Origin of the sequence: Pseudomonas sp. D8002 (assembly GCF_013385695.1) — a bacterium.
Taxonomy (GTDB): Bacteria; Pseudomonadota; Gammaproteobacteria; order Pseudomonadales; family Pseudomonadaceae; genus Aquipseudomonas.
In genome coordinates this window covers 11,774-31,707 of record NZ_JACAPM010000033.1, presented here as the reverse complement: position 1 = coordinate 31,707, position 19,934 = coordinate 11,774, and the positions used below count along the sequence as shown (strand labels likewise).

Annotated in this window: 22 protein-coding genes and 1 tRNA gene; 8 read left to right on the top strand and 15 right to left on the bottom strand. The window is 59.8% G+C overall.

The genetic code is table 11. From position 1 onward, the window contains the following. Nucleotides 1-21: 21 nt before the first annotated feature. From infA to aat, 3 genes are all read right to left on the bottom strand, one after another. On the bottom strand, nucleotides 22-240 hold the full coding sequence (gene infA / locus HX807_RS19845; protein WP_002553999.1) for a translation initiation factor IF-1: 219 nt from the start codon (nucleotides 238-240) through the stop codon (nucleotides 22-24). Between the two features lie 100 nt (nucleotides 241-340). Further along, nucleotides 341-1,048 (bottom strand): arginyltransferase, encoded by a 708-nt coding sequence (locus tag HX807_RS19840; protein ID WP_003219609.1) that lies wholly within the window; start codon nucleotides 1,046-1,048, stop codon nucleotides 341-343. A 55-nt stretch (nucleotides 1,049-1,103) separates the two neighbouring features. Continuing rightward, nucleotides 1,104-1,784, bottom strand: coding sequence for a leucyl/phenylalanyl-tRNA--protein transferase (aat, locus tag HX807_RS19835; RefSeq protein WP_177050798.1), 681 nt, complete (start codon nucleotides 1,782-1,784; stop codon nucleotides 1,104-1,106). A gap of 486 nt (nucleotides 1,785-2,270) precedes the next feature. Between aat and ftsK the strand changes: the two genes are divergently transcribed. Genes ftsK through cysG form a run of 6 tightly spaced genes read left to right on the top strand, consistent with a single transcriptional unit; the run spans nucleotide 2,271 to nucleotide 9,776 of the window. Further along, nucleotides 2,271-4,679 (top strand): DNA translocase FtsK, encoded by a 2,409-nt coding sequence (ftsK, locus tag HX807_RS19830; protein ID WP_003219614.1) that lies wholly within the window; start codon nucleotides 2,271-2,273, stop codon nucleotides 4,677-4,679. Nucleotides 4,680-4,736: 57 nt separating this feature from the next. Beyond that, the gene (gene lolA / locus HX807_RS19825; RefSeq protein ID WP_003219615.1) at nucleotides 4,737-5,360 is read left to right on the top strand and encodes an outer membrane lipoprotein chaperone LolA; all 624 of its coding nucleotides are present in this window, start codon (nucleotides 4,737-4,739) and stop codon (nucleotides 5,358-5,360) included. A 27-nt stretch (nucleotides 5,361-5,387) separates the two neighbouring features. Continuing rightward, complete coding sequence (locus HX807_RS19820) at nucleotides 5,388-6,710, top strand: replication-associated recombination protein A (RefSeq protein ID WP_003219616.1); 1,323 nt, start codon at nucleotides 5,388-5,390, stop codon at nucleotides 6,708-6,710. Beyond that, the gene (gene crcB, locus HX807_RS19815) at nucleotides 6,710-7,084 is read left to right on the top strand and encodes a fluoride efflux transporter CrcB (protein ID WP_003219617.1); all 375 of its coding nucleotides are present in this window, start codon (nucleotides 6,710-6,712) and stop codon (nucleotides 7,082-7,084) included. Before HX807_RS19820 ends, crcB begins: the two co-directional genes overlap by 1 nt. 16 nt (nucleotides 7,085-7,100) lie before the next feature. Beyond that, nucleotides 7,101-8,381 (top strand): serine--tRNA ligase, encoded by a 1,281-nt coding sequence (serS, locus tag HX807_RS19810; RefSeq protein WP_003219618.1) that lies wholly within the window; start codon nucleotides 7,101-7,103, stop codon nucleotides 8,379-8,381. After that, nucleotides 8,382-9,776 carry a siroheme synthase CysG gene (gene cysG / locus HX807_RS19805; RefSeq protein ID WP_177050796.1) on the top strand — a complete coding sequence of 465 codons (1,395 nt, stop codon included), beginning with the start codon at nucleotides 8,382-8,384 and terminating at the stop codon, nucleotides 9,774-9,776. Nucleotides 9,777-9,906: 130 nt separating this feature from the next. Here cysG and HX807_RS19800 read toward each other — a convergent pair whose 3' ends face one another. From HX807_RS19800 to HX807_RS19770, 7 genes are all read right to left on the bottom strand, one after another. Further along, nucleotides 9,907-10,902: a glutathione S-transferase family protein gene (locus tag HX807_RS19800; protein WP_177050794.1), complete on the bottom strand. Its 996-nt coding sequence runs from the start codon at nucleotides 10,900-10,902 to the stop codon at nucleotides 9,907-9,909. Nucleotides 10,903-10,990: 88 nt separating this feature from the next. Beyond that, nucleotides 10,991-11,992 (bottom strand): glycosyl transferase family protein, encoded by a 1,002-nt coding sequence (locus tag HX807_RS19795; protein WP_087693048.1) that lies wholly within the window; start codon nucleotides 11,990-11,992, stop codon nucleotides 10,991-10,993. Further along, nucleotides 11,989-12,324: a TusE/DsrC/DsvC family sulfur relay protein gene (locus HX807_RS19790; protein WP_102369434.1), complete on the bottom strand. Its 336-nt coding sequence runs from the start codon at nucleotides 12,322-12,324 to the stop codon at nucleotides 11,989-11,991. Before HX807_RS19790 ends, HX807_RS19795 begins: the two co-directional genes overlap by 4 nt. After that, nucleotides 12,321-12,614, bottom strand: a complete 294-nt coding sequence (tusB, locus tag HX807_RS19785) for a sulfurtransferase complex subunit TusB (RefSeq protein ID WP_003219628.1) — start codon at nucleotides 12,612-12,614, stop codon at nucleotides 12,321-12,323. The genes HX807_RS19790 and tusB overlap by 4 nt, the downstream gene beginning before the upstream one ends. After that, nucleotides 12,614-12,964 carry a sulfurtransferase complex subunit TusC gene (tusC, locus tag HX807_RS19780; protein ID WP_087693046.1) on the bottom strand — a complete coding sequence of 117 codons (351 nt, stop codon included), beginning with the start codon at nucleotides 12,962-12,964 and terminating at the stop codon, nucleotides 12,614-12,616. The genes tusB and tusC overlap by 1 nt, the downstream gene beginning before the upstream one ends. A 1-nt stretch (nucleotide 12,965) precedes the next feature. After that, complete coding sequence (gene tusD / locus HX807_RS19775) at nucleotides 12,966-13,358, bottom strand: sulfurtransferase complex subunit TusD (RefSeq protein WP_003219632.1); 393 nt, start codon at nucleotides 13,356-13,358, stop codon at nucleotides 12,966-12,968. Nucleotides 13,359-13,447: 89 nt separating this feature from the next. Further along, the gene (locus HX807_RS19770) at nucleotides 13,448-14,119 is read right to left on the bottom strand and encodes a Bax inhibitor-1/YccA family protein (RefSeq protein WP_003219636.1); all 672 of its coding nucleotides are present in this window, start codon (nucleotides 14,117-14,119) and stop codon (nucleotides 13,448-13,450) included. 152 nt (nucleotides 14,120-14,271) lie between these two features. On the opposite strand from HX807_RS19770, the gene HX807_RS19765 reads away from it, so the two are divergent. Beyond that, nucleotides 14,272-14,362, top strand: a tRNA-Ser gene (locus tag HX807_RS19765). Between the two features lie 248 nt (nucleotides 14,363-14,610). Here HX807_RS19765 and HX807_RS19760 read toward each other — a convergent pair. Further along, a complete protein-coding gene (locus HX807_RS19760) occupies nucleotides 14,611-15,522 on the bottom strand; it encodes a bifunctional GNAT family N-acetyltransferase/nucleoside diphosphate kinase regulator (protein WP_008431545.1) in 912 nt (303 codons plus the stop codon). A gap of 362 nt (nucleotides 15,523-15,884) precedes the next feature. Between HX807_RS19760 and HX807_RS19755 the strand changes: the two genes are divergently transcribed. Then, nucleotides 15,885-16,343 (top strand): Hsp20 family protein, encoded by a 459-nt coding sequence (locus tag HX807_RS19755; protein ID WP_003219642.1) that lies wholly within the window; start codon nucleotides 15,885-15,887, stop codon nucleotides 16,341-16,343. Nucleotides 16,344-16,470: 127 nt separating this feature from the next. Here the strand turns inward: HX807_RS19755 and HX807_RS19750 are convergent, their stop codons facing one another. From HX807_RS19750 to HX807_RS19735, 4 genes are all read right to left on the bottom strand, one after another. After that, nucleotides 16,471-17,799, bottom strand: coding sequence for an OprD family porin (locus HX807_RS19750; RefSeq protein ID WP_102604528.1), 1,329 nt, complete (start codon nucleotides 17,797-17,799; stop codon nucleotides 16,471-16,473). A 230-nt stretch (nucleotides 17,800-18,029) separates the two neighbouring features. Beyond that, complete coding sequence (locus HX807_RS19745; protein ID WP_003219645.1) at nucleotides 18,030-18,287, bottom strand: hypothetical protein; 258 nt, start codon at nucleotides 18,285-18,287, stop codon at nucleotides 18,030-18,032. Nucleotides 18,288-18,327: 40 nt separating this feature from the next. Continuing rightward, on the bottom strand, nucleotides 18,328-19,320 hold the full coding sequence (locus HX807_RS19740) for a zinc-dependent alcohol dehydrogenase family protein (protein ID WP_003219647.1): 993 nt from the start codon (nucleotides 19,318-19,320) through the stop codon (nucleotides 18,328-18,330). Nucleotides 19,321-19,382: 62 nt separating this feature from the next. Then, the gene (locus tag HX807_RS19735) at nucleotides 19,383-19,685 is read right to left on the bottom strand and encodes a helix-turn-helix transcriptional regulator (protein WP_003219649.1); all 303 of its coding nucleotides are present in this window, start codon (nucleotides 19,683-19,685) and stop codon (nucleotides 19,383-19,385) included. Between the last annotated feature and the right edge of the window lie 249 nt (nucleotides 19,686-19,934).

Here is a 19,934-nt window from a genome sequence, read left to right as displayed (position 1 = left end):
GGGCGTTTTGTATTGACTTGATTAACGGGCGCGGTAAGTGATGCGCCCTTTGCTCAGGTCATAGGGCGTCAGTTCGACGCGCACTTTGTCACCGGTAAGAATACGAATGTAGTTCTTGCGCATCTTGCCGGAGATATGCGCGGTTACGACGTGCCCATTTTCCAACTCCACACGAAACATGGTGTTGGGCAGGGTGTCGACGACAGTGCCTTCCATTTCGAAGCTGTCTTCTTTCGACATGCAGTAAAGCCCTCGGTATCCAGTGAATGGCCCGGTGCAACTGCGCCAGGCAAAAGCGGCGTGCATTGTGCCCGAAAAAGGGTGTTTAAGCCAAGAGGTTCTAGTTCAACGTGACCCATCTTTGGTTAATTAGCAGCTCAATGGGCCGATATTGGGTCTTGTAGTTCATCTTTTTGCAGTTTTTTATCCAGTATCCGAGGTACACCGCCTCCAATTCCAGGCGCAAGGCTTCACCGATCTGCCACAGGATCGCAAAGCGTCCCAGGCTGCGCCGTTCCTCGGCGGGCTCATAAAAGGTGTAGACCGCCGACAGGCCATTGGGCAGCAGGTCGGTCACGGCGACCGCCACCAGTCGTCCCTCGAGCCGAAACTCATAGAAGCGCGAGAAGGGCAGGTCGCGCACCAGGAAGGTGGAAAACTGGTCGCGGCTGGGCGGGAACATGTCGCCGTCGGCGTGGCGCTGTTCGATGTAGCGTTGGTAAAGGTCGAAATATTCTTCGCTGAAGCCGGGTTTGGTGGCGGTGACGGTCAGGTCGGCGTTGCGCTTCAGGATGCGTTTCTGGTTGCGGTCCGGCAGGAACTGCGCCACCGGGATGCGCGCCGGTACGCAGGCGTTGCAGTTCTGGCAGTGCGGCCGGTAAAGGTGGTCGCCGCTGCGCCGGAAGCCCATTTCCGACAAATCGGCATACACATGCACGTCCATCGGCTGGCTGGGGTCGAGGAACAGCGTGGTGGCCTGCTCATCGGGCAGATAGCTGCATGAGTGGGGTTGAGTGGCATAAAACTTCAAACGCGCCAGCTCGGTCATGATCAACCCTCGGATAAGCTTTGAAATAAGTGTAAGCCAGGTGCGGGGAAGTCGCCTAGGAAACCCACGGAGCAGAGCTGGTTTGGTCCAAATGGTCGCGCAGGTAGTTGGCGAAGTCGCTGCGGGGAATGGCGCGGGCGCCGAGGCTGTGCAGGTGATCGGTGGGCATCTGGCAGTCGATCAGCACAAAGCCCCAGGCCTGTAGTTGCCGAACCAGGGTGGCAAAGCCGTATTTCGAGGCGTTGTCGGCGCGACTGAACATGGACTCGCCGAAAAACAACTGGCCCATCGCCAGGCCGTACAGGCCGCCCACCAGTTCGCCCGCGTCCCACACCTCCACCGAATGCGCATAACCGCGCTGGTGCAGTTGCAGGTAGGCGTTCTGCATGGCTTCGGTGATCCAGGTGCCATCGGCATAACTGCGCGGCGCCGCGCACGCCTGGATGACCGCAGTGAAGTCCTGGTCGAAAGTCACTGTGTAACGCTGCTGGCGCAACAATTTGCCGAGGCTGCGGGAAACGTGCAGCTCATCGGGAAACAGTACGGTGCGCGGGTCGGGCGACCACCAGAGGATGGGCTGGCCTTCCGAGAACCAGGGAAAACAGCCGTGACGGTAGGCCTGGATCAGGCGGTCGGCCGACAGGTCGCCACCGGCCGCGAGCAGGCCATTGGGTTCGCGCATGGCCTTGGCCAGCGGTGGGAAGGTCAGGGTGTTGCGTTGTAACCAGGTCAGCATGGCATCCAGGCTTACGGAAGGGGAGGGCGGTAACGGCGATGTTGTCCGTTGCAAGAGCTGTGATTATTGTCGACGAAACGCTCTGGGGCTAGCCCGAACATGGGATCGATGCAGATAAGCATGAACGGGTGTTTCTGCAACTCTATGCCGGGGGCGTGGTCGTAATCGCGTACGTCGGTCGGCAAGCTAGCCTGGATTGGCAAAAACAGCTCATAAGCCTTTGTCAGTAAAGACAATGCATGCTCAAATTGAACGTTATGAAATTGAACATTGGCTATGCTGTGTAACGTAGGCCAAGTGCGTGGCATCGCGCGCACAAACCCGTACAATGCGGCCATTGGGGCGTTATCGCCGTTTCATGAATCAGTAGCAGGGTGTTAAAAGTAGCTCCACTGGCACTCGTTCATTTTTTACCTGCCCGGATTGGGCAGTGTTTTGCAGTCATTCAACAGATGGACGCGCTAAAGGCGCAGGAAAAGACCCGTTTTGAAGAAATCCGCCGCAACACCTAAAGCCGCAGTCGTGCCCGCCTGGCGCCAGCACCTGCACTACCGACTCAAGGAAGGTGCACTGATCGCCATCGGCGCGCTGTGCCTGTTCCTGATGATGGCCTTGCTCACCTATGGCAAGGACGATCCAGGCTGGAGCCACAACAGCAAGATCGAAGACGTGCAGAACTTCGGTGGTCCGGCCGGCTCCTACAGCGCCGACATCCTGTTCATGGTGCTGGGTTACTTCGCTTACATCTTCCCGTTGCTGCTGGCCATCAAGACCTGGCAGATCTTCCGCCAGCGTCACGAGCCGTGGCAATGGAGCGGCTGGCTTTTCTCCTGGCGCCTGATCGGCCTGGTGTTCCTGGTGTTGTCCGGCGCGGCCCTGGCCCATATCCATTTCCATGCACCTACCGGTCTGCCGGCCGGTGCCGGCGGCGCTCTGGGCGAAAGCCTCGGCGACCTGGCCCGCAGGACCCTGAACATCCAGGGCAGCACCCTGATGTTTATTGCGCTGTTCCTGTTCGGCCTCACCGTGTTTACCGACCTGTCCTGGTTCAAGGTCATGGACGTGACCGGCAAGATCACCCTCGACCTGCTCGAACTGTTCCAGGGCGCCGCGAATCGCTGGTGGTCGGCCCGGGTGGACCGCAAACGCATGGTTGCGCAACTGCGCGAGGTGGATACCCGCGTCAACGAGGTGGTAGCCCCGAGCACGCCGGACCGGCGTGAGCAGGCCAAGGTCAAGGAACGCCTGATCGAACGCGAGCAGGCCCTGACCAAACACATGTCGGACCGCGAGAAGCAAGTGCCGCCGGTGATTGCCCCTGCGCCGCCGAAGGCCCCCGAGCCGAGCCATCGCGTGCAGAAAGAGAAACAGGCGCCGTTGTTTGTCGACAGCGCCGTGGAAGGCACCTTGCCGCCGATCTCGATTCTTGATCCTGCGGAAAAGAAACAGCTCAATTATTCCCCTGAATCCCTGGCGGCCGTCGGCCACCTGCTGGAAATCAAGCTCAAGGAATTCGGCGTCGAAGTCTCGGTGGATTCGATCCACCCGGGCCCGGTGATTACCCGCTACGAAATCCAGCCGGCTGCCGGCGTCAAGGTCAGCCGCATTTCCAACCTGGCCAAGGATCTGGCGCGTTCGCTGGCCGTGACCAGCGTGCGGGTGGTGGAAGTGATTCCGGGCAAGACCACCGTCGGTATCGAGATTCCCAACGAAGACCGGCAGATCGTGCGCTTCTCCGAAGTGCTGTCGACCCCGGAGTACGACAACTTCAAGTCGCCGGTCACCCTGGCCTTGGGCCACGACATCGGCGGCAAGCCGGTGATCACCGACCTGGCGAAAATGCCCCACTTGCTGGTCGCCGGTACCACCGGTTCCGGTAAGTCGGTGGGTGTGAACGCGATGATCCTGTCGATCCTGTTCAAGTCGGGCCCGGATGACGCCAAGCTGATCATGATCGACCCGAAAATGCTTGAGCTGTCGATCTACGAAGGCATTCCACACCTGTTGTGCCCGGTGGTGACCGACATGAAGGATGCGGCCAACGCCCTGCGCTGGAGCGTTGCCGAGATGGAGCGGCGCTACAAGCTGATGGCGAAGATGGGTGTGCGTAACCTTTCGGGCTTCAACGCCAAGGTCAAGGAAGCCCAGGACGCCGGCACGCCGCTGACCGACCCGTTGTACAAGCGTGAAAGCATCCACGACGAAGCGCCGCTGTTGACCAAATTGCCGACCATCGTGGTGGTGGTCGACGAATTTGCCGACATGATGATGATCGTCGGAAAGAAGGTCGAAGAGCTGATCGCCCGTATCGCCCAGAAGGCGCGGGCCGCCGGGATCCACTTGATCCTCGCGACCCAGCGTCCGTCGGTGGACGTGATCACCGGCCTGATCAAGGCCAACATCCCGACCCGCATGGCGTTCCAGGTGTCGAGCAAGATCGACTCCCGGACCATCATCGACCAGGGCGGCGCCGAGCAACTGCTGGGCCACGGTGACATGCTCTACATGCCGCCGGGCACCAGTTTGCCGATCCGTGTCCACGGCGCGTTCGTCTCCGACGATGAGGTGCACCGTGTGGTGGAAGCCTGGAAACTGCGTGGCGCCCCGGAATACAACGACGACATCCTCGCCGGCGTCGAAGAGGCCGGCAGCGGCTTCGACGGTGGCAGCGGCGGTGGCGACGATGATGCCGAGACCGATGCGCTCTACGACGAAGCGGTGCAGTTCGTGCTTGAAAGCCGCCGCGCCTCGATCTCCGCCGTACAGCGCAAGCTGAAGATTGGCTACAACCGCGCTGCCCGCATGATCGAAGCCATGGAAATGGCCGGCGTGGTCACCTCGATGAACACCAACGGCTCGCGCGAAGTGATTGCGCCAGCGCAGATGCGTGACTGATTACGTGCCGCGTGGCAACACGCGGCACGCCTTGCAACCGAATCTAAGAGGACTCCCATGCGTCTTATCCGCATGCTGTTGTTGCCTGCATTGGCCCTGACTGCTGTTTCGGCTCATGCTGACCCGGCTTCCGTCGCGAGCCTGAAAAACCTGTTGGACAAATCCCAGACCCTGACCGCGCGCTTCTCCCAGCTCACGCTGGATGCCGGTGGCACCCAGTTGCAGGAAACCGCCGGCGAGATGGCTGTACAGCGTCCAGGGCTGTTCTACTGGCACACAGAAGGCAAGGCCGAGCAGACCATCGTCTCTGACGGCCAAAAAGTCACCCTGTGGGACCCGGACCTGGAGCAGGCGACCATCAAGAAGCTCGACCCGCGCCTGAACCAGACGCCAGCGCTGTTGCTGTCGGGCGATGTGTCGAAGATCAACGACAGCTTCGACATTACCTCCAAGCAGACCAGCAACGTGATTGAATTCACCCTTAAGCCGAAATCCAAGGACACGCTCTTTGACACGCTGTCCCTGTCGTTTGGCAACGGCGTGATCAACAACATGCGTCTGATTGACAGCGTCGGCCAGCGCACCGATATCCTGTTCTCCGGGGTCAAGGCCAACCAGCCGGTACCGGCATCCAAGTTCAAGTTCGACATCCCGAAGGGTGCCGACGTGATCCAGGAATAAACTGCCCAGAGGTTTCAAACGCTGCCCATGGACCTGTTTCGAAGTGACCCGATTGCTCAGCCTCTGGCGGCGCGCCTGCGCTCGACCAACCTGGACGAGTACGTCGGGCAGGAACACCTGCTCGCCCGCGGCAAGCCTTTGCGCGAGGCCCTTGAGCAGGGTGCGCTGCACTCGATGATTTTCTGGGGGCCGCCGGGCGTGGGTAAAACCACCCTGGCGCGGCTCCTGGCAAAAGTCTCGGATGCACACTTCGAGACGGTCTCGGCGGTGCTGGCCGGGGTCAAGGAGATCCGCCAGGCGGTGGAAGTCGCCAAGCAGCAGGCCGGGCAGTACGGCAAGCGCACCATCCTGTTCGTCGACGAAGTGCATCGCTTCAACAAGTCGCAGCAGGATGCGTTCTTGCCGTATGTCGAAGACGGCACGCTGATCTTTATTGGTGCCACCACCGAAAACCCGTCTTTTGAGCTGAACAATGCCTTGCTGTCCCGGGCGCGTGTCTATGTGCTCAAGAGCCTCGACGAAGCCGCGATGCAGAAGCTCTTGCAGCGTGCGCTGAACGAAGACAAGGGCCTGGGCAAGCGCCAGTTGAGTGTCAGTGAGGAAGGCTTCAAGATCCTGCTGACTGCTGCGGATGGCGACGGTCGACGTTTTCTCAATCTGCTGGAAAACGCTTCCGACCTGGCCGAGGATGGCAGCGAAATCGGCGTCGACTTGCTGCAGAGCCTGTTGGGCGACACCCGCCGGCGTTTCGACAAGGGCGGCGAAGCGTTCTACGACCAGATTTCCGCGCTGCACAAATCTGTGCGCGGCTCCAACCCCGACGGCGCGCTGTACTGGTTTGCGCGGATGATCGACGGCGGTTGCGACCCGTTGTACCTGGCCCGGCGCGTGGTGCGCATGGCCAGCGAAGACATCGGCAATGCCGACCCGCGTGCGCTGAGCCTGTGCCTGGCCGCCTGGGAAGTGCAGGAACGTCTGGGCAGCCCGGAAGGCGAGTTGGCGGTGGCCCAGGCCATCACCTATCTGGCCTGCGCACCGAAGAGCAACGCGGTGTACATGGGCTTCAAGTCCGCCCTGCGTGCTGCCGCCGAGCATGGTTCCCTGGAAGTGCCGCTGCACCTGCGCAATGCGCCGACCAAGCTGATGAAGCAACTCGGCTACGGCGATGAGTACCGCTACGCCCACGATGAGCCGGACGCCTATGCGGCTGGCGAAGATTACTTCCCGGATGACCTTGAGCCGCAGCCGTTTTACCAGCCGGTGCCCCGCGGCCTGGAGCTGAAGATCGGCGAAAAGCTCAATCACCTTGCCCAACTTGACCGGCTCAGTCCGAAACAGCGGAGAAAGTAGTGCTCAGAACGATTCTTGCCGTGTCCGTAGCCGGCATCGCTGGTACATTATTGCGTTTCGCCACCAGCACCTGGGTCAGCGCCAATTGGCCGAAGCATTTTTATGCGGCGACCCTGGCGGTCAACCTGGTGGGCTGTTTGATCATCGGCTTGTTGTACGGGTGGTTTCTGCTTCGCCCGGAAGTGCCGATTGAGATTCGTGCCGGCTTGATTGTCGGTTTTGTAGGCGGTCTGACGACCTTTTCATCCTTTTCACTGGACACGCTACGCCTGCTGGAAAGCGGGCAGGCACCGGTCGCCTTCGGGTACCTGGCCGTCAGCGTGTTCGGCGGGCTGCTCGCCACCTGGGCTGGCCTGTCCTTGACCAAACTTTGATAAACGAGAGACCGACATGCTCGATTCCAAACTGTTACGTAGCAACCTTCAGGACGTAGCGGACCGCCTGGCATCCCGTGGCTTTGCCTTGGATGTTGCGCGCATCGAAGCGCTGGAAGAACAGCGCAAGACCGTCCAGACCCGCACCGAAGCACTGCAGGCTGAGCGTAATGCGCGTTCCAAATCCATCGGTCAGGCCAAGCAGCGCGGCGAAGACATCGCGCCGTTGATGGCGGACGTCGAGCGTATGGCTGGCGAGTTGGCTTCCGGCAAAGTCGAGCTGGACGTTATCCAGACCGAACTGGACTCGATCCTGCTGGGCATCCCGAACCTGCCGCACGAGTCCGTGCCAATCGGCGAAGACGAAGACGGCAACGTCGAAGTCCGTCGCTGGGGCACGCCAAAAGCCTTCGATTTCGAGATCAAGGACCACGTCGCGCTGGGCGAATTGACCGGTGGCCTGGACTTCGAAACGGCGGCCAAAATGTCCGGCGCGCGCTTTGCCTTGCTGCGTGGCCCGATCGCACGCATGCACCGCGCCCTGGCACAGTTCATGATCAACCTGCACACCGGCGAGCACGGCTACGAAGAGGCTTACACCCCGTACCTGGTCCAGGCTCCGGCGCTGATGGGCACCAGCCAGCTGCCGAAATTCGAGGAAGACCTGTTCAAGATCAGCCGCGATGGCGAAGCCGACTTGTACCTGATCCCGACCGCCGAAGTGTCGCTGACCAATATCGTGGCCGGGGAAATCCTCGACGCCAAGCAGCTGCCGATCAAGTTTGTCGCCCACTCGCCGTGCTTTCGCAGCGAAGCCGGTGCATCGGGCCGCGACACCCGCGGCATGATTCGCCAGCACCAGTTCGACAAGGTCGAGATGGTGCAGGTTGTCGAGCCGTCGACTTCCATGGAAGCGCTGGAAGGCCTGACCGCCAACGCCGAACGCGTCCTGCAACTGCTGGAGCTGCCGTACCGCGTTCTGGCCCTGTGCACCGGCGACATGGGTTTCAGCGCCGTGAAGACTTACGACCTGGAAGTGTGGGTGCCGAGCCAGGATAAATACCGCGAGATTTCGTCGTGCTCCAACTGCGGTGATTTCCAGGCCCGTCGCATGCAGGCGCGTTTCCGTAACCCGGAAACCGGCAAGCCCGAGCTGGTCCACACCCTCAACGGTTCGGGCCTGGCAGTAGGCCGTACCCTGGTGGCCGTGCTGGAAAACTACCAGCAGGCTGACGGTTCGATCCGCGTACCTGAAGTGCTCAAGCCGTACATGGCGGGCGTTGAGGTCATCGGCTAAATGGAATTTCTGCCGCTGTTTCATAACCTGCGCGGCAGTCGTGTGTTGGTCGTCGGTGGCGGGGAGATTGCCTTGCGCAAATCCCGGCTGCTGGCCGACGCCGGCGCGTTGTTGCGGGTGGTTGCTCCCCAGATTGAAGACCAGTTGCGTGAGCTGGTGCAGGGCAGTGGCGGTGAACTGATTTTGCGTGGTTATCAGGACGCCGACCTCGACGGTTGCACCCTGATCATCGCTGCAACCGACGACGAGCCGCTGAACGCGCAAGTGTCCAGCGATGCCCGGCATCGTTGCGTACCGGTCAATGTGGTAGATGCGCCGGCCCTGTGCAGCGTGATCTTCCCGGCGATTGTCGACCGTTCGCCGTTGGTGATCGCAGTGTCCAGCGGCGGCGATGCGCCGGTGCTGGCACGCTTGATCCGCGCCAAGCTGGAAACCTGGATTCCGTCGACTTATGGCCAGTTGGCCGGGTTGGCGGCGCGGTTTCGCAGCCAGGTCAAAGGCTTGTTCCCGGATGTGCAGCAACGTCGCGCGTTCTGGGAAGACGTCTTCCAGGGTCCGATTGCTGATCGGCAACTGGCCGGGCAGGGCGATGAAGCCGAGCGTCTGCTGGTGGAGAAAATCAACGGCGCACCGCCGCACGCACCGGGCGAAGTCTACCTGGTGGGCGCAGGCCCGGGTGATCCGGACCTGCTGACGTTCCGCGCCTTGCGCTTGATGCAACAGGCCGACGTGGTGCTGTACGACCGCCTGGTGGCGCCGGCGATTCTTGAATTGTGCCGTCGCGATGCCGAGCGGGTGTATGTCGGCAAGCGGCGCGCAGACCATGCGGTGCCGCAGGACCAGATCAACCAGCAACTGGTGGACCTGGCCAGGCAAGGCAAGCGCGTGCTGCGGCTCAAGGGTGGCGATCCGTTCATCTTTGGGCGTGGCGGTGAAGAGATCGAAGAGCTGGCGGCCCATGGCATCCCGTTCCAGGTGGTGCCGGGTATTACCGCGGCCAGCGGTTGCGCGGCGTATGCCGGTATTCCGCTGACCCACCGCGACTATGCGCAATCGGTTCGCTTCATTACCGGGCACTTGAAGGACGGGACTTCGGACCTGCCGTGGAGTGACCTGGTGGGCCCTTCGCAGACCCTGGTGTTCTACATGGGCTTGATCGGGTTGCCGATCATCTGCAAACAGCTGATCAAGCATGGTCGTTCGGCGGATACGCCGGCGGCGTTGATCCAGCAGGGCACCACGTCCAACCAGCGGGTGTTTACCGGCACCCTGGCTGACCTGCCACGCATGGTGGCGGAACATGAGGTTCATGCGCCGACACTGGTGATTGTGGGAGAAGTGGTGCAGTTGCGTGAGAAGCTGAAGTGGTTTGAAGGCGCTCAGTCGCAAGTCTGATAACCGCGACAGATGTTCAACTGTAGGAGCGAGCTTGCTCGCGAAAAACTCAAGGTCACCGCGTTCATTCAGCATGAGCGCGTTATCGTTGACGACCTTCGCGAGCAAGCTTGCTCCTACAGGGCTTGGATCAACTCCAAATCCCTTTCCCGCTCAACCGCTCCCGGTCATGCTCCGCCTCAAACGTCTGCAACGGCCCCTTCGGCACAATCCCCGTCGGATTAATCGTGCGGTGACTGGCGTAGTAATGCCCCTTGATGTGAGCAAAATCCACCGTCTCGGCAATCCCCGGCCACTGATACAACTCCCTTAGCCAGTTCGACAGGTTCGGATAATCCGCAATTCGCCGCAGGTTGCATTTGAAGTGGCTGTAGTACACCGCATCAAACCGAATCGCCGTGGTGAAAAGCCTTACATCGGCTTCAGTCAGGTATTCTCCCGCCAGGTAACGATGCTCACTCAAGTGCTGCTCAAGGTGATCCAGTTCGGCAAACACATCATCAAATGCGGCCTCATAAGCCTTTTGTGACGTGGCAAAGCCTGCGCGGTACACACCGTTGTTCACGGCGGGATAGATTCGATCGTTCAGTGCATCAATGGTCGAGCGCTGGGCTTCGGGATAGAAATCCAGTTGATTGCCGGTCAGTTCATTAAACGCACTGTTGAACATGCGAATAATCTCCGCCGACTCATTGCTGACAATCCGCTTGAGCTTCTTGTCCCACAACACCGGCACTGTGACCCGCCCGGTGTAGCTGGCGGTGTCGGCGGTGTAGCGTTGGTGCATGAAGGTGAAGTCGTCAAGCTTGTCGCCGCTGGAGCCATGGGCCTTGTCGAAGGTCCAGCCGTTTTCCAGCATCAGCCAACTGACCACCGACACGTCGATCAGGCTTTCCAAGCCTTTGAGCTTGCGCAGGATCAATGTGCGGTGCGCCCAGGGGCAGGCGAGGGATACGTACAGATGGTAGCGACCGGCTTCAGCCGCGAAACCGCCTTCGCCGGTCGGGCCGGGTTCACCATCGGCGGTCACCCAGTTGCGGCGTTGCGCCTGCTCCCGTTGGAAGGCGCCGTCTGCGCTACTTTCGTACCACTGGTCATGCCAGCGTCCTTCGATCAGCAAACCCATGACTGACTCCTTGGATAATAAGCGTTGGAGTGCAGTCTAAAGGTCTGAGTTCGAACAAAAAGCGCAAAGGCTGGGGGTTAATGATCGACTAAATCGATTTGTCCCGGGCATCCCAGTACTGCTGGGCCAGTTCGAACGCCTGTTCCCGCGGGTGGCCGAGGCCGCGCAAGGCCAGGGCCATGGTGGCGATCAGTGCCAGTTGCGGGTAGCTGTCCTGCACCTCACCGCGCCATAGCGCCTTCAAATGCTCGGGCTCCAGGGCCGCAGGCTTGACGTGACGCTGGGCGGAGAGGGCGGGCCACTCTTCATCCCAGCTCTCGCCGCCGGTAGTGCCGTACAGGTGGCTGATGGTGTCCGGGTTGATCTCGATCTCGCCGCCGTCGCCCTTGACCACGATGCTGTTGTCGCCAAGCAAGCCGCTGGCATCGCGGTGTACGCCCTGGTAGCCCGGGTGGAAGATGCTTTGCAGGCCGCAGCGGGCGCTCAACGGGTTGAGGATGCGCGCCAGTGAATGGATCGGCGAGCGCAGGCCCAGGGTGTTGCGCAGGTCGATCATGCGCTGCAGTTGCGGCGCCCAGTCCCCCAGGGGAATAAACGCCAGGTTGCCCTGTTCAAGGGCCGCTTCCACCTGTTGCCAATTGCGGCACAACGGAATCTGCAAGCCATCCAGCAACTGCTCGGTGTAGAGCCGGCCTGCCGTATGCGCGCCGCCGCCGTGCATCAGGATACGCACGCCGTTCTGTGCCAGGCACTTGGCTGCCAGCAGGTACCACGGCAGGTGGCGTTTTTTACCGGCGTAGGTCGGCCAGTCGACATCCACATTGAGCGACGGTGCATTCAGGCGCTCGCGCACGGCTTCGGTGAAGCCTGCGAGTTCTTCCGGGCTTTCTTCCTTGTGCCGCAGCAGCATGAGGAAGGCGCCGAGCTGGGTGTCTTCGACCTTCTCGTCCAGCAGCATGCCCATGGCTTCCCGGGCTTCCTCACGGGTGAGGTTGCGGGCGCCGCGCTTGCCTTTGCCGAGGATGCGCACGAACGGCGCGAACGGGTGCTCAGCAGGGGTTTCAGTGATCAACGGGGCAAAATCAGTCATAAGCAATTCGTCGGCCTGGGCAGGCCCGCCAGCTTGGCGGCGAGTTTGGCGGGAGTGCCTTTGAACAGTCGGTTGAGGTGCAGGCTGTTGCCCTTTTCCGGGCCCAGCTTCAAGGCGGTGTACTTGATCAGCGGGCGGGTGGCGGGCGACAGCTGGAATTCGGTATAAAAGCCGCGCAGCAGTTCGAGGATTTCCCAGTGTTCCGGGGTCAGCTCCAGCGCTTCGGCGGTGGCGAGGGCGTTGGCCACGTCGCTGGACCACTCGGTCAGGTCGACGAGGTAGCCGTCCTTGTCCAGTTCGAGGGTGCGTTCACCTACGGTCAAAGTGTTCATAGCCAGGTATTGACCTTGTCATAGTCGATCGACAGCTGGACGAACGCCGGGTAATCGACACTGCCGGCCCATTCAGGCACGGCGAGGTTACGCGCCTGGCTGTCTTCGGCCAGTACAAACACTTTCACGCCCCTGGCCTGCAGGGCCTGGCAAGGCGCGCTGGCGGGTTGCAGGGCGTAGGCGCCGTCGCCGCACAGCAGGATCGCATCCTGGGTGCCACAGAGGCGCAGGCAGCTGTCCAGCCGGCTGTCGGTAAAAGGCGAGTGGGATACCACATGCAAGGTCGACATCAGAGGGTAATCACCTGGTCGTAACGGTCAATCATCTGTGAAATTTGTTCACTGCTCAGCGGCTGTGCGTTGCCGGAGGTGGCCAGCCCGCGCACGGCGAGGCTATGGCTGCAGGCAAACACCTCTTCGACGCCAAATAATTCCAGGGCCTGGAGGTTGGCGCTCAGGTCTTTCTGTTGCACGGCCCTGGCGTCCTGGCTCGCGGCCAGTTGAAACACGCCGTCATCCAGAAACAACAGGCCAATCGGCAAATCAAACGCGCCGCCAGCCAATACGATATCCAGCGCTTCACGGGCGCTGGGGCCGGACCACGGCGCCTGTCGGCTGATCACCAGCAAGGATTTCGACATGTCACGGCCCTCCGAAGCAGATCAAGCGGTCAGCGGACTGGGCGGCGTCATGCAACTGCCCAAGCCCGGACAATGCCCAAGGCGCGTCCAGGTTCACCGCGCTGCGCTGATAACGGGTGGCCTCTTCGGCATTCAGCACGCCACGGCGCAGGGCCGCGGCGATGCACACCACGCCATCGAGCTGATGCTCGCTGACAAACTCGCGCCACTGACGGGCGATATCCTGCTCATCCTGCGGCGCAACAATGTTAGTGGACGCGCTGTAGACGCCATCCTGATAAAAAAACAGCCGCACAATCTCATGTCCACCCGCCAGCGCCGCCTGGGCGAACAGCAAGGCACGGCGCGAGGAGGGCGCATGGGCGGCGGAAAAAAGCGCAATCGCGAACTTCATGGAACACTCTGAAGGCAAAACCTGTGGCAATGATAAAGCCGCAGGCAACAAAAAGCCCGCCGAAGCGGGCTTTTTGCATGCGGCTGCGATCAGTCGTCGCGGCCCATGATGCCGAAGATCTGCAACAGGCTGATAAACAGGTTGTAGATCGATACATACAGGCTGATGGTGGCCATGATGTAGTTACGCTCGCCACCCTGGATGATTGCGCTGGTCTGGAACAGGATGCAGGCCGAGGAGAACAGCACGAAACCTGCGCTGATCGCCAGTTGCAGGCCGCTGATCTGGAAGAACATGCCTGCCAGTACCGCAGCCAGCAACACGAAGAAACCGGCGGTGATGAAACCACCCAGGAAGCTCATGTCCTTGCGGGAAATCAGCACGTAGGCCGACAGGCCGCCAAATACCAGGGCAGTCATGGCAAATGCCGAGCTGACCACTTCCGCGCCGCCGGCCATGCCGAGGTAACGGTTAAGGATCGGGCCGAGGATAAAGCCCATGAAACCGGTCAGGGCAAACGCCGACACCAGGCCCCAGGCCGAGTCGCGCAGCTTGTTGGTCAGGAAGAACAGACCGTAGAAGCCGATCAGCACGACGAAGATATTCGGGTAGCCGACGCGCATTTGCTGGGCTACGAAGGCCATCACGCCGCTGAACGCGAGGGTGAGAGCGAGCAAGCCGTACGTATTGCGCAGGACGCGGCTAACTTCTAGCTGCTCAGCCTGCGCGTTTCCATTCACTGCGTAATTTTGTTCGCGCATGGCGACACTCCTTCAGTTTTGAAACATTCAGTCGCAAGGATCATAACAGACGCTCTGTAACAAGCTATGGCGAGAGTTTGACAGTGTGTTTCATTCGGGTATTATGGCGCCCGCTGAGGCAGGATGAGCTACGCTAATCCTGTGTTGCACAAGGGAAATTGGCAGAGTGGTTGAATGCACCGGTCTTGAAAACCGGCGGACGTTAATAGCGTCTCCAGGGTTCGAATCCCTGGTTTCCCGCCAAGATTTACTCAAGAGCCCCGCTATTGCGGGGCTTTTGCGTTTCTGGGGTTCAGGAATACACCTCTAATCGTTTCCGTATCATTTCAGGCAGTTTCCGCAACTCTGCAAAAAGTGGGCGTCAGCGGGTAGGTTTCACGATCTCACCCCCCGCGCCGATAACCGTCTCGGTTATCAGTTCACGCTGGAGAAGTCAGGCACCCAAGCCGGGCGCGCTGACTGGCGTGATTCGTTACTGAGAAAAGGCGCAATTACAGGTGGAAGTCGCCCGCAGCCTCCGGCTGGTAAAGCACTTTCTTGATCTCAATCCGGCGGGTCCGGTCAGCAATTCGCCAGTCGATGGCGTCTCCCTCCTGATAGCCAAGGATGGCGGTGCCTATGTCGGAATACACGGAATGCTTTGCTGCGTTGCTGTCCGCGTCTTCAGGGTAGACCAAGGCCACTTCGAACTCTTCATCGTCCAGTTGCAGCAAGGCCCTGGAGTTCATCGTGATGACATTGCACGCCACCTGCTGCGGCTTGACGACAATGGCCCGCTCAAGCTCATGTTCGAGTTCAACAACCGCCGGGCCTTGCTCGAACGCGATCAGATCCTCGAGCCTGGCCTTGTCGATTTCAGTGATGTAGATCCTGGTGGAGTCGCCACCGGCGCCTTCGCGCAAGAACTGGAAATAGCTCGCCGCCGTCATGGAAAATGACGTCAATGTCGGCGTTTCGCTCTCCAGCATAAAGCCGCTGCGCAGAAAGGCTTTCAGCGAGCGCGAGTTGTCCGGGTGAATCTTGGCGATGAGCTTCTCGGCCCGCATGTCGAGGAAGGCCAGTTTCATGCCTTCGCGGATCGTGCTGGCGCCCAGGTTCCGGCCCCATTTGTCGCTGTCTCCGATGACCAGGACAATCTCGCAATTTGAGCCGGTCTTGATGAGACGGACAAAGCCCACCGGGGCGTCATGCCGGTCATAGGCCATAAAGAATCTGCCGCCCTGGTTGAATAGATGAGTCAGGATCGGCAACTGAGTCCGATCAATGACTTGCTCAATGGAGCGGGAGACATGACGCGAATCGCTCAGATAGCAGGTGATGCGTTCATCCTCTAACCAATCCACCAACGTCAGCGCGTGCGCCCGCGTAATTTCAGGGCACAGCGAAATGAAAGGCTTGTTCATCTTGACCACACTTATTTGTAAAGGATTGAAGCCCTTCATGGATATGTCATGGCGGTTCTTCGGCAACCGGATATTTTAAGACATGCCGCGAGTAATGGCGAACATGCCAGAGAGTTCCAAGAAGCCACCGCTTGCTGAACCCGACCCAGGCAAGCACTCAAGAGAAAGGTGGGCTGACTACGCATCGCAGCCTGAGGGCGGCCTGTCTATCCAACCGAGCAAGCCGTTCCCGGCTGGTACTCAAATGTAAAAATTTTTATCTGGCCTCTTGAAAATTTTCCCGGCGAACATAAATTTTTATCACGCGACGCCGAATGCGGGTCGCGCACTTAATCACTTGGATTTAATCAGGAGATTTTGAGATGGCTACTACCCTTTCCTTGGCCCCTTTGTTCCGTCAATCCGTGGGCTTCGATCGCTTCAATGACCTGTTCGAGTCGGCGCTTCGCAGCGAGGCTCCGAACACTTATCCGCCTCACAATGTGGAAAAGCACGGTGATGACGAATATCGCATTGTCATTGCTGTCGCTGGGCTTACTGAAGCGGATCTGGATATTCAGGTCGAGAAGGGCGTTTTGACAGTCGTTGGCGACAAGCGCGAAACCGAGAAAGCAGTCACTTATCTGCACCAGGGCATCGCGCAACGAGCATTTCGGCTGTCGTTCCGGCTGGCAGATCATATCGAGGTGCGCGGTGCTTCGATGAACAACGGGCTGTTAAGCATCGACTTGCTGCGCGTGGTTCCTGAAGAGGCCAAGCCCAAGCGCATCACGATTGGTAGCGGGAAAGAGCCCGAACTGCGTCAGGTTAGTTTGCAATAAGTCAGCGGTAACAAAAAAGGCGCTCTTGGTAGCGCCTTTTTTTGTGTGTGGAATCAAAACGCCTACCGATCAATACCTGGCTACGCAGAGTACCCGGTAGATCCATCAACCGGGCATTCCCGCCTGTTTAGAAGATATTCAACGGGTACTCGGTAATCAGGCGTGTCTGCACCAGATGCCCCCCGGTGGACGCATCACCATCGTGCCAGGCTTCCCTCAGGCGGAAGGACAGCTTCTTGGCCGGGCCACTCTGCACGACGTATTTCACTTCGGCGTCGGTTTCGTGTTCCTGGTCGTTGGCGCCATAGAACCCGGTGTAGGCCGAATTGCCGGGGGTATGCGTACCGTCGATGCCAGCACCGCGAATATGGCGGGCCATGAAGCTCAGGCCGGGGGCGCCAAAGGCTCCCATGTCCAGGTCATAGCGCATCTGCCAGGACCGCTCGCCCGGGCCGTTGAAGTCGGAGTATTGCACCGAGTCAGCCAGGTTGATCGAGTTGCCGTAGCGCCCGGCACCGACGCCGGCATTGGTCTCCCCAAAGCCGACGTAGTCGAACGGCTCGTCACCATGCACTTTCTGCCCGGCCAGGGTGAAGGTCTGTGCACCCAGGGTGTAGGCAGCCGCCAGCGAGGCTGCGGTGGTGTCGATGGTCCCGGCCTTGGCGCTGCCGTCGTCCAGTGTGCGATAGAGGTTGAAGTCCAGCGCGACGGATTGGTCATCGGTCAGTGGATGAACAAGGTTCAGGTTGACGTAGTACTGATTCCACACGTCTTCCAGGTGTGCTCCGTACAGCGACGCGGTGAATTCCTTGCTGAACTGGTATTTGCCCCCCGCGAAGCTGGCCGACGACGCTTCCACGCCTGCATAGCTGGCGAGAATGTCGCCGCTGCGCGAGGTGGTGGTGTTACCGGTGCCGGAGGTGTAATGGCCGGCCTCCAGGTTCAGGCCGGTGATTTCATGGCTGTCGATCTGGAAGCCTGATGCGGTCTGGGGCATCAGGTAGTTATCGGCGGTGGCAAACACCGGCGACGTGGGTTGCAAGTCGCCGATCTTGAGTGTGGTGTTGGAAACACGGAACTTGATGTCTCCGCCGGCCTTCGCATAGCCTCGATCCGGATTGCCATTGGCGTCGGAGGGTATGGTCGGGCCGCCGGCACGGTCGGTGTCCCCGTCGATGCGCAATGCCAGGTCGGCAAACGCATCGATGCCGATGCCGATGGTGCCTTGGGTGAAGCCCGAGCTGTAGGTTGCCATCAGCGCCTGGCTCCAGTCACGGGTGTGGGCGCTGCTTCCGTTCTGGTTCCAGAACACGTTGCGGTTGAGGATATTCAAGCTGCTGTCGGCGACAAAGCCCTTGGAGTCGGACTGATCGCTGGCATAGCTCATGGCCGGCAAGGCAAATGCCAGCGCCACGGCCAAGGTGTTGAGCTGAAGTAACGGTTGACGTTTTTTCATTATATTTTGCTCCTGTGCACGAGTTCGTGTGGGAGCATTAAGGCGACAGCCCAGGCCATCAACAAATGAAACTGGATGAAGGTTTTGATATCCCTTTTACCAAATTCCAGGCAAAGAAAAGCCCGCGATGGGGAGTGCGGGCTTAAAGGTGTTCACTTAGGAGCTGGAGTGACGATAAGCGCTCGAGTGTGAAAGGGATGTGAAAGGTTGTTGGGTGCGTAGCGTATTTATCACGAGTGATCCTCTCCTCGCACAATCCTTCCGGCCTTCACCTCATCCGCGTACCCGCTGAGCTTTTCCTGCTGAGCCGCGAGCAGTGCACCCATCTTCATCAGGGCGACTGCTTCGTCGGGTGATTTGGCGACCCCGGCGATAGTGGCCAATTGATTGACCGACCAGGCGATAACGGCCGTCGCATCTTCGAGGTCGTAGAACAGTTCCTGCTGTGCGGTCCTTGGGCCGTCGAGCATTTCCATCAGTTCTGCCATTTACCCGTGCTCTCCAAAAAAGTGGTTCAGTGCGATCAGCTCAAGCACCGTTGCGCCAATCCTCCTGTAAGCCGGCGGACACGGCAATCGCGATTTTCCCTTGAATGCCGTTGTTGGGGCTTTCCAGGCGGGAATGGGCGAGCGGGATGTCGGCAAGGGAATAGACCGCGCCAACGTGTGGCCGCAGTTGACCGTTGGCGATCAGTGCGCTCATTTCATCCAGCTTGCCGCGGTTCTGTCGTGTGAAAACGAAGTGATAACTCGCGTTCCTGCCCCAGGCCTGGACGAGGTTCTGGGGGTGCGCCGTGTCCACAATCGTGACCACGCGACCCAGTTGCGCAAGCGCGTCCGGGCTACGGGACAATGTGGTGCCGCCGATGGTATCGAACACCACATCAACGCCACGGCCACCCGTTTCCCGCAGGATGGCGTCGACGTAATCTTCCTTTTCGTAGTCGATGATTACGTCCGCACCCAGGCTTCGCGCGAACTCGACATTGACGTCGCGTACGGTGGTGAACACCTGGGCGCCAATGGCTTTCGCCAGTTGGATCGCCACATGGCCGACGCCGCCCGCGCCGCCGTGCACCAGGATGCTTTCTCCCACCCTGAGGGCTGCACGCACCACCAGCGCTTCCCAGGCTGTGCCGCCGACCAGGCTCAGGCTTGCCGCTTCAAGGTGACTCAGGGCAGGGGGCTTCTTCCCGATAATGCCTTCGGCCGCCACGTGGTATTCGGCATAGCTGCCGGGTCCGTCAAATATTTGCGGGGTGTACCAGACTTCGTCGCCTGGCGCGAAGGACGTAACCCCCGGCCCGACTTCCTCAACGACACCCGATACGTCATGCCCGGTAATCGCCGGTAGCGGCACCAGGTCAGCGTAGTCGCCACGTCGGACCTGGTAATCCAGCGGGTTGATGGAGGTTGCGTGTACGCGGACCAGGACTTGCCCCGTGTGCGGAACGGGCTTGGGAACGTCGCGAAGTTCGAATGATTCCGGGCCGCCAAATGACTTGAGTATCAACGCCTTCATTGCATTTCCTCGTTTCGATAAAAAGGGATATCGCGAAATCTAGATATTCTGTGGTAAAAAAACTACAAATCTTTCCCTATTATCTCGGCAAGCCTGCGGATGGTGGCTTCATTGCGCTTGTAGTAAGTCCACTGGCCGATGCGCCTGACTTCGACCAGGCCCACCCGTTGCAGCGTTGCCAGGTAACCGGACACCGTCGACTGCGAGAGCCCGATGCCTTCCTGAATACTGCTGACGCACACGCCCACCGTGTGAACGTCCCCTTCATCTTGTGCAGGGAAGTTCTTCTCGGGGTCCTTCAAACCTTTCAGGATTTCGAGGCGTGTCTGGTTTGAGAGGGCTTTGAATATTTCGAGTAAGTCCATGGCGCGATCATATCGAGAATTATCGATATGTCAATGTGTGTCAGATATAAAGGGTAGTCAGTTTCAGGCCTCACCGGAGGCGGCGACCAAGGACCTGTCGCGCTGCGGGCCTCTGAGCTATAACAGTGTAAAAGCACAAAAAACAAACGTGTTTCCGGGCTGTTTTCAGGAGAGAACTCATGAGCGCCATGGACGCGGGGCAAGTGGTGCCTGGCTACGTAACCTTCGTCGGGCGTGGGGCATCGTGGG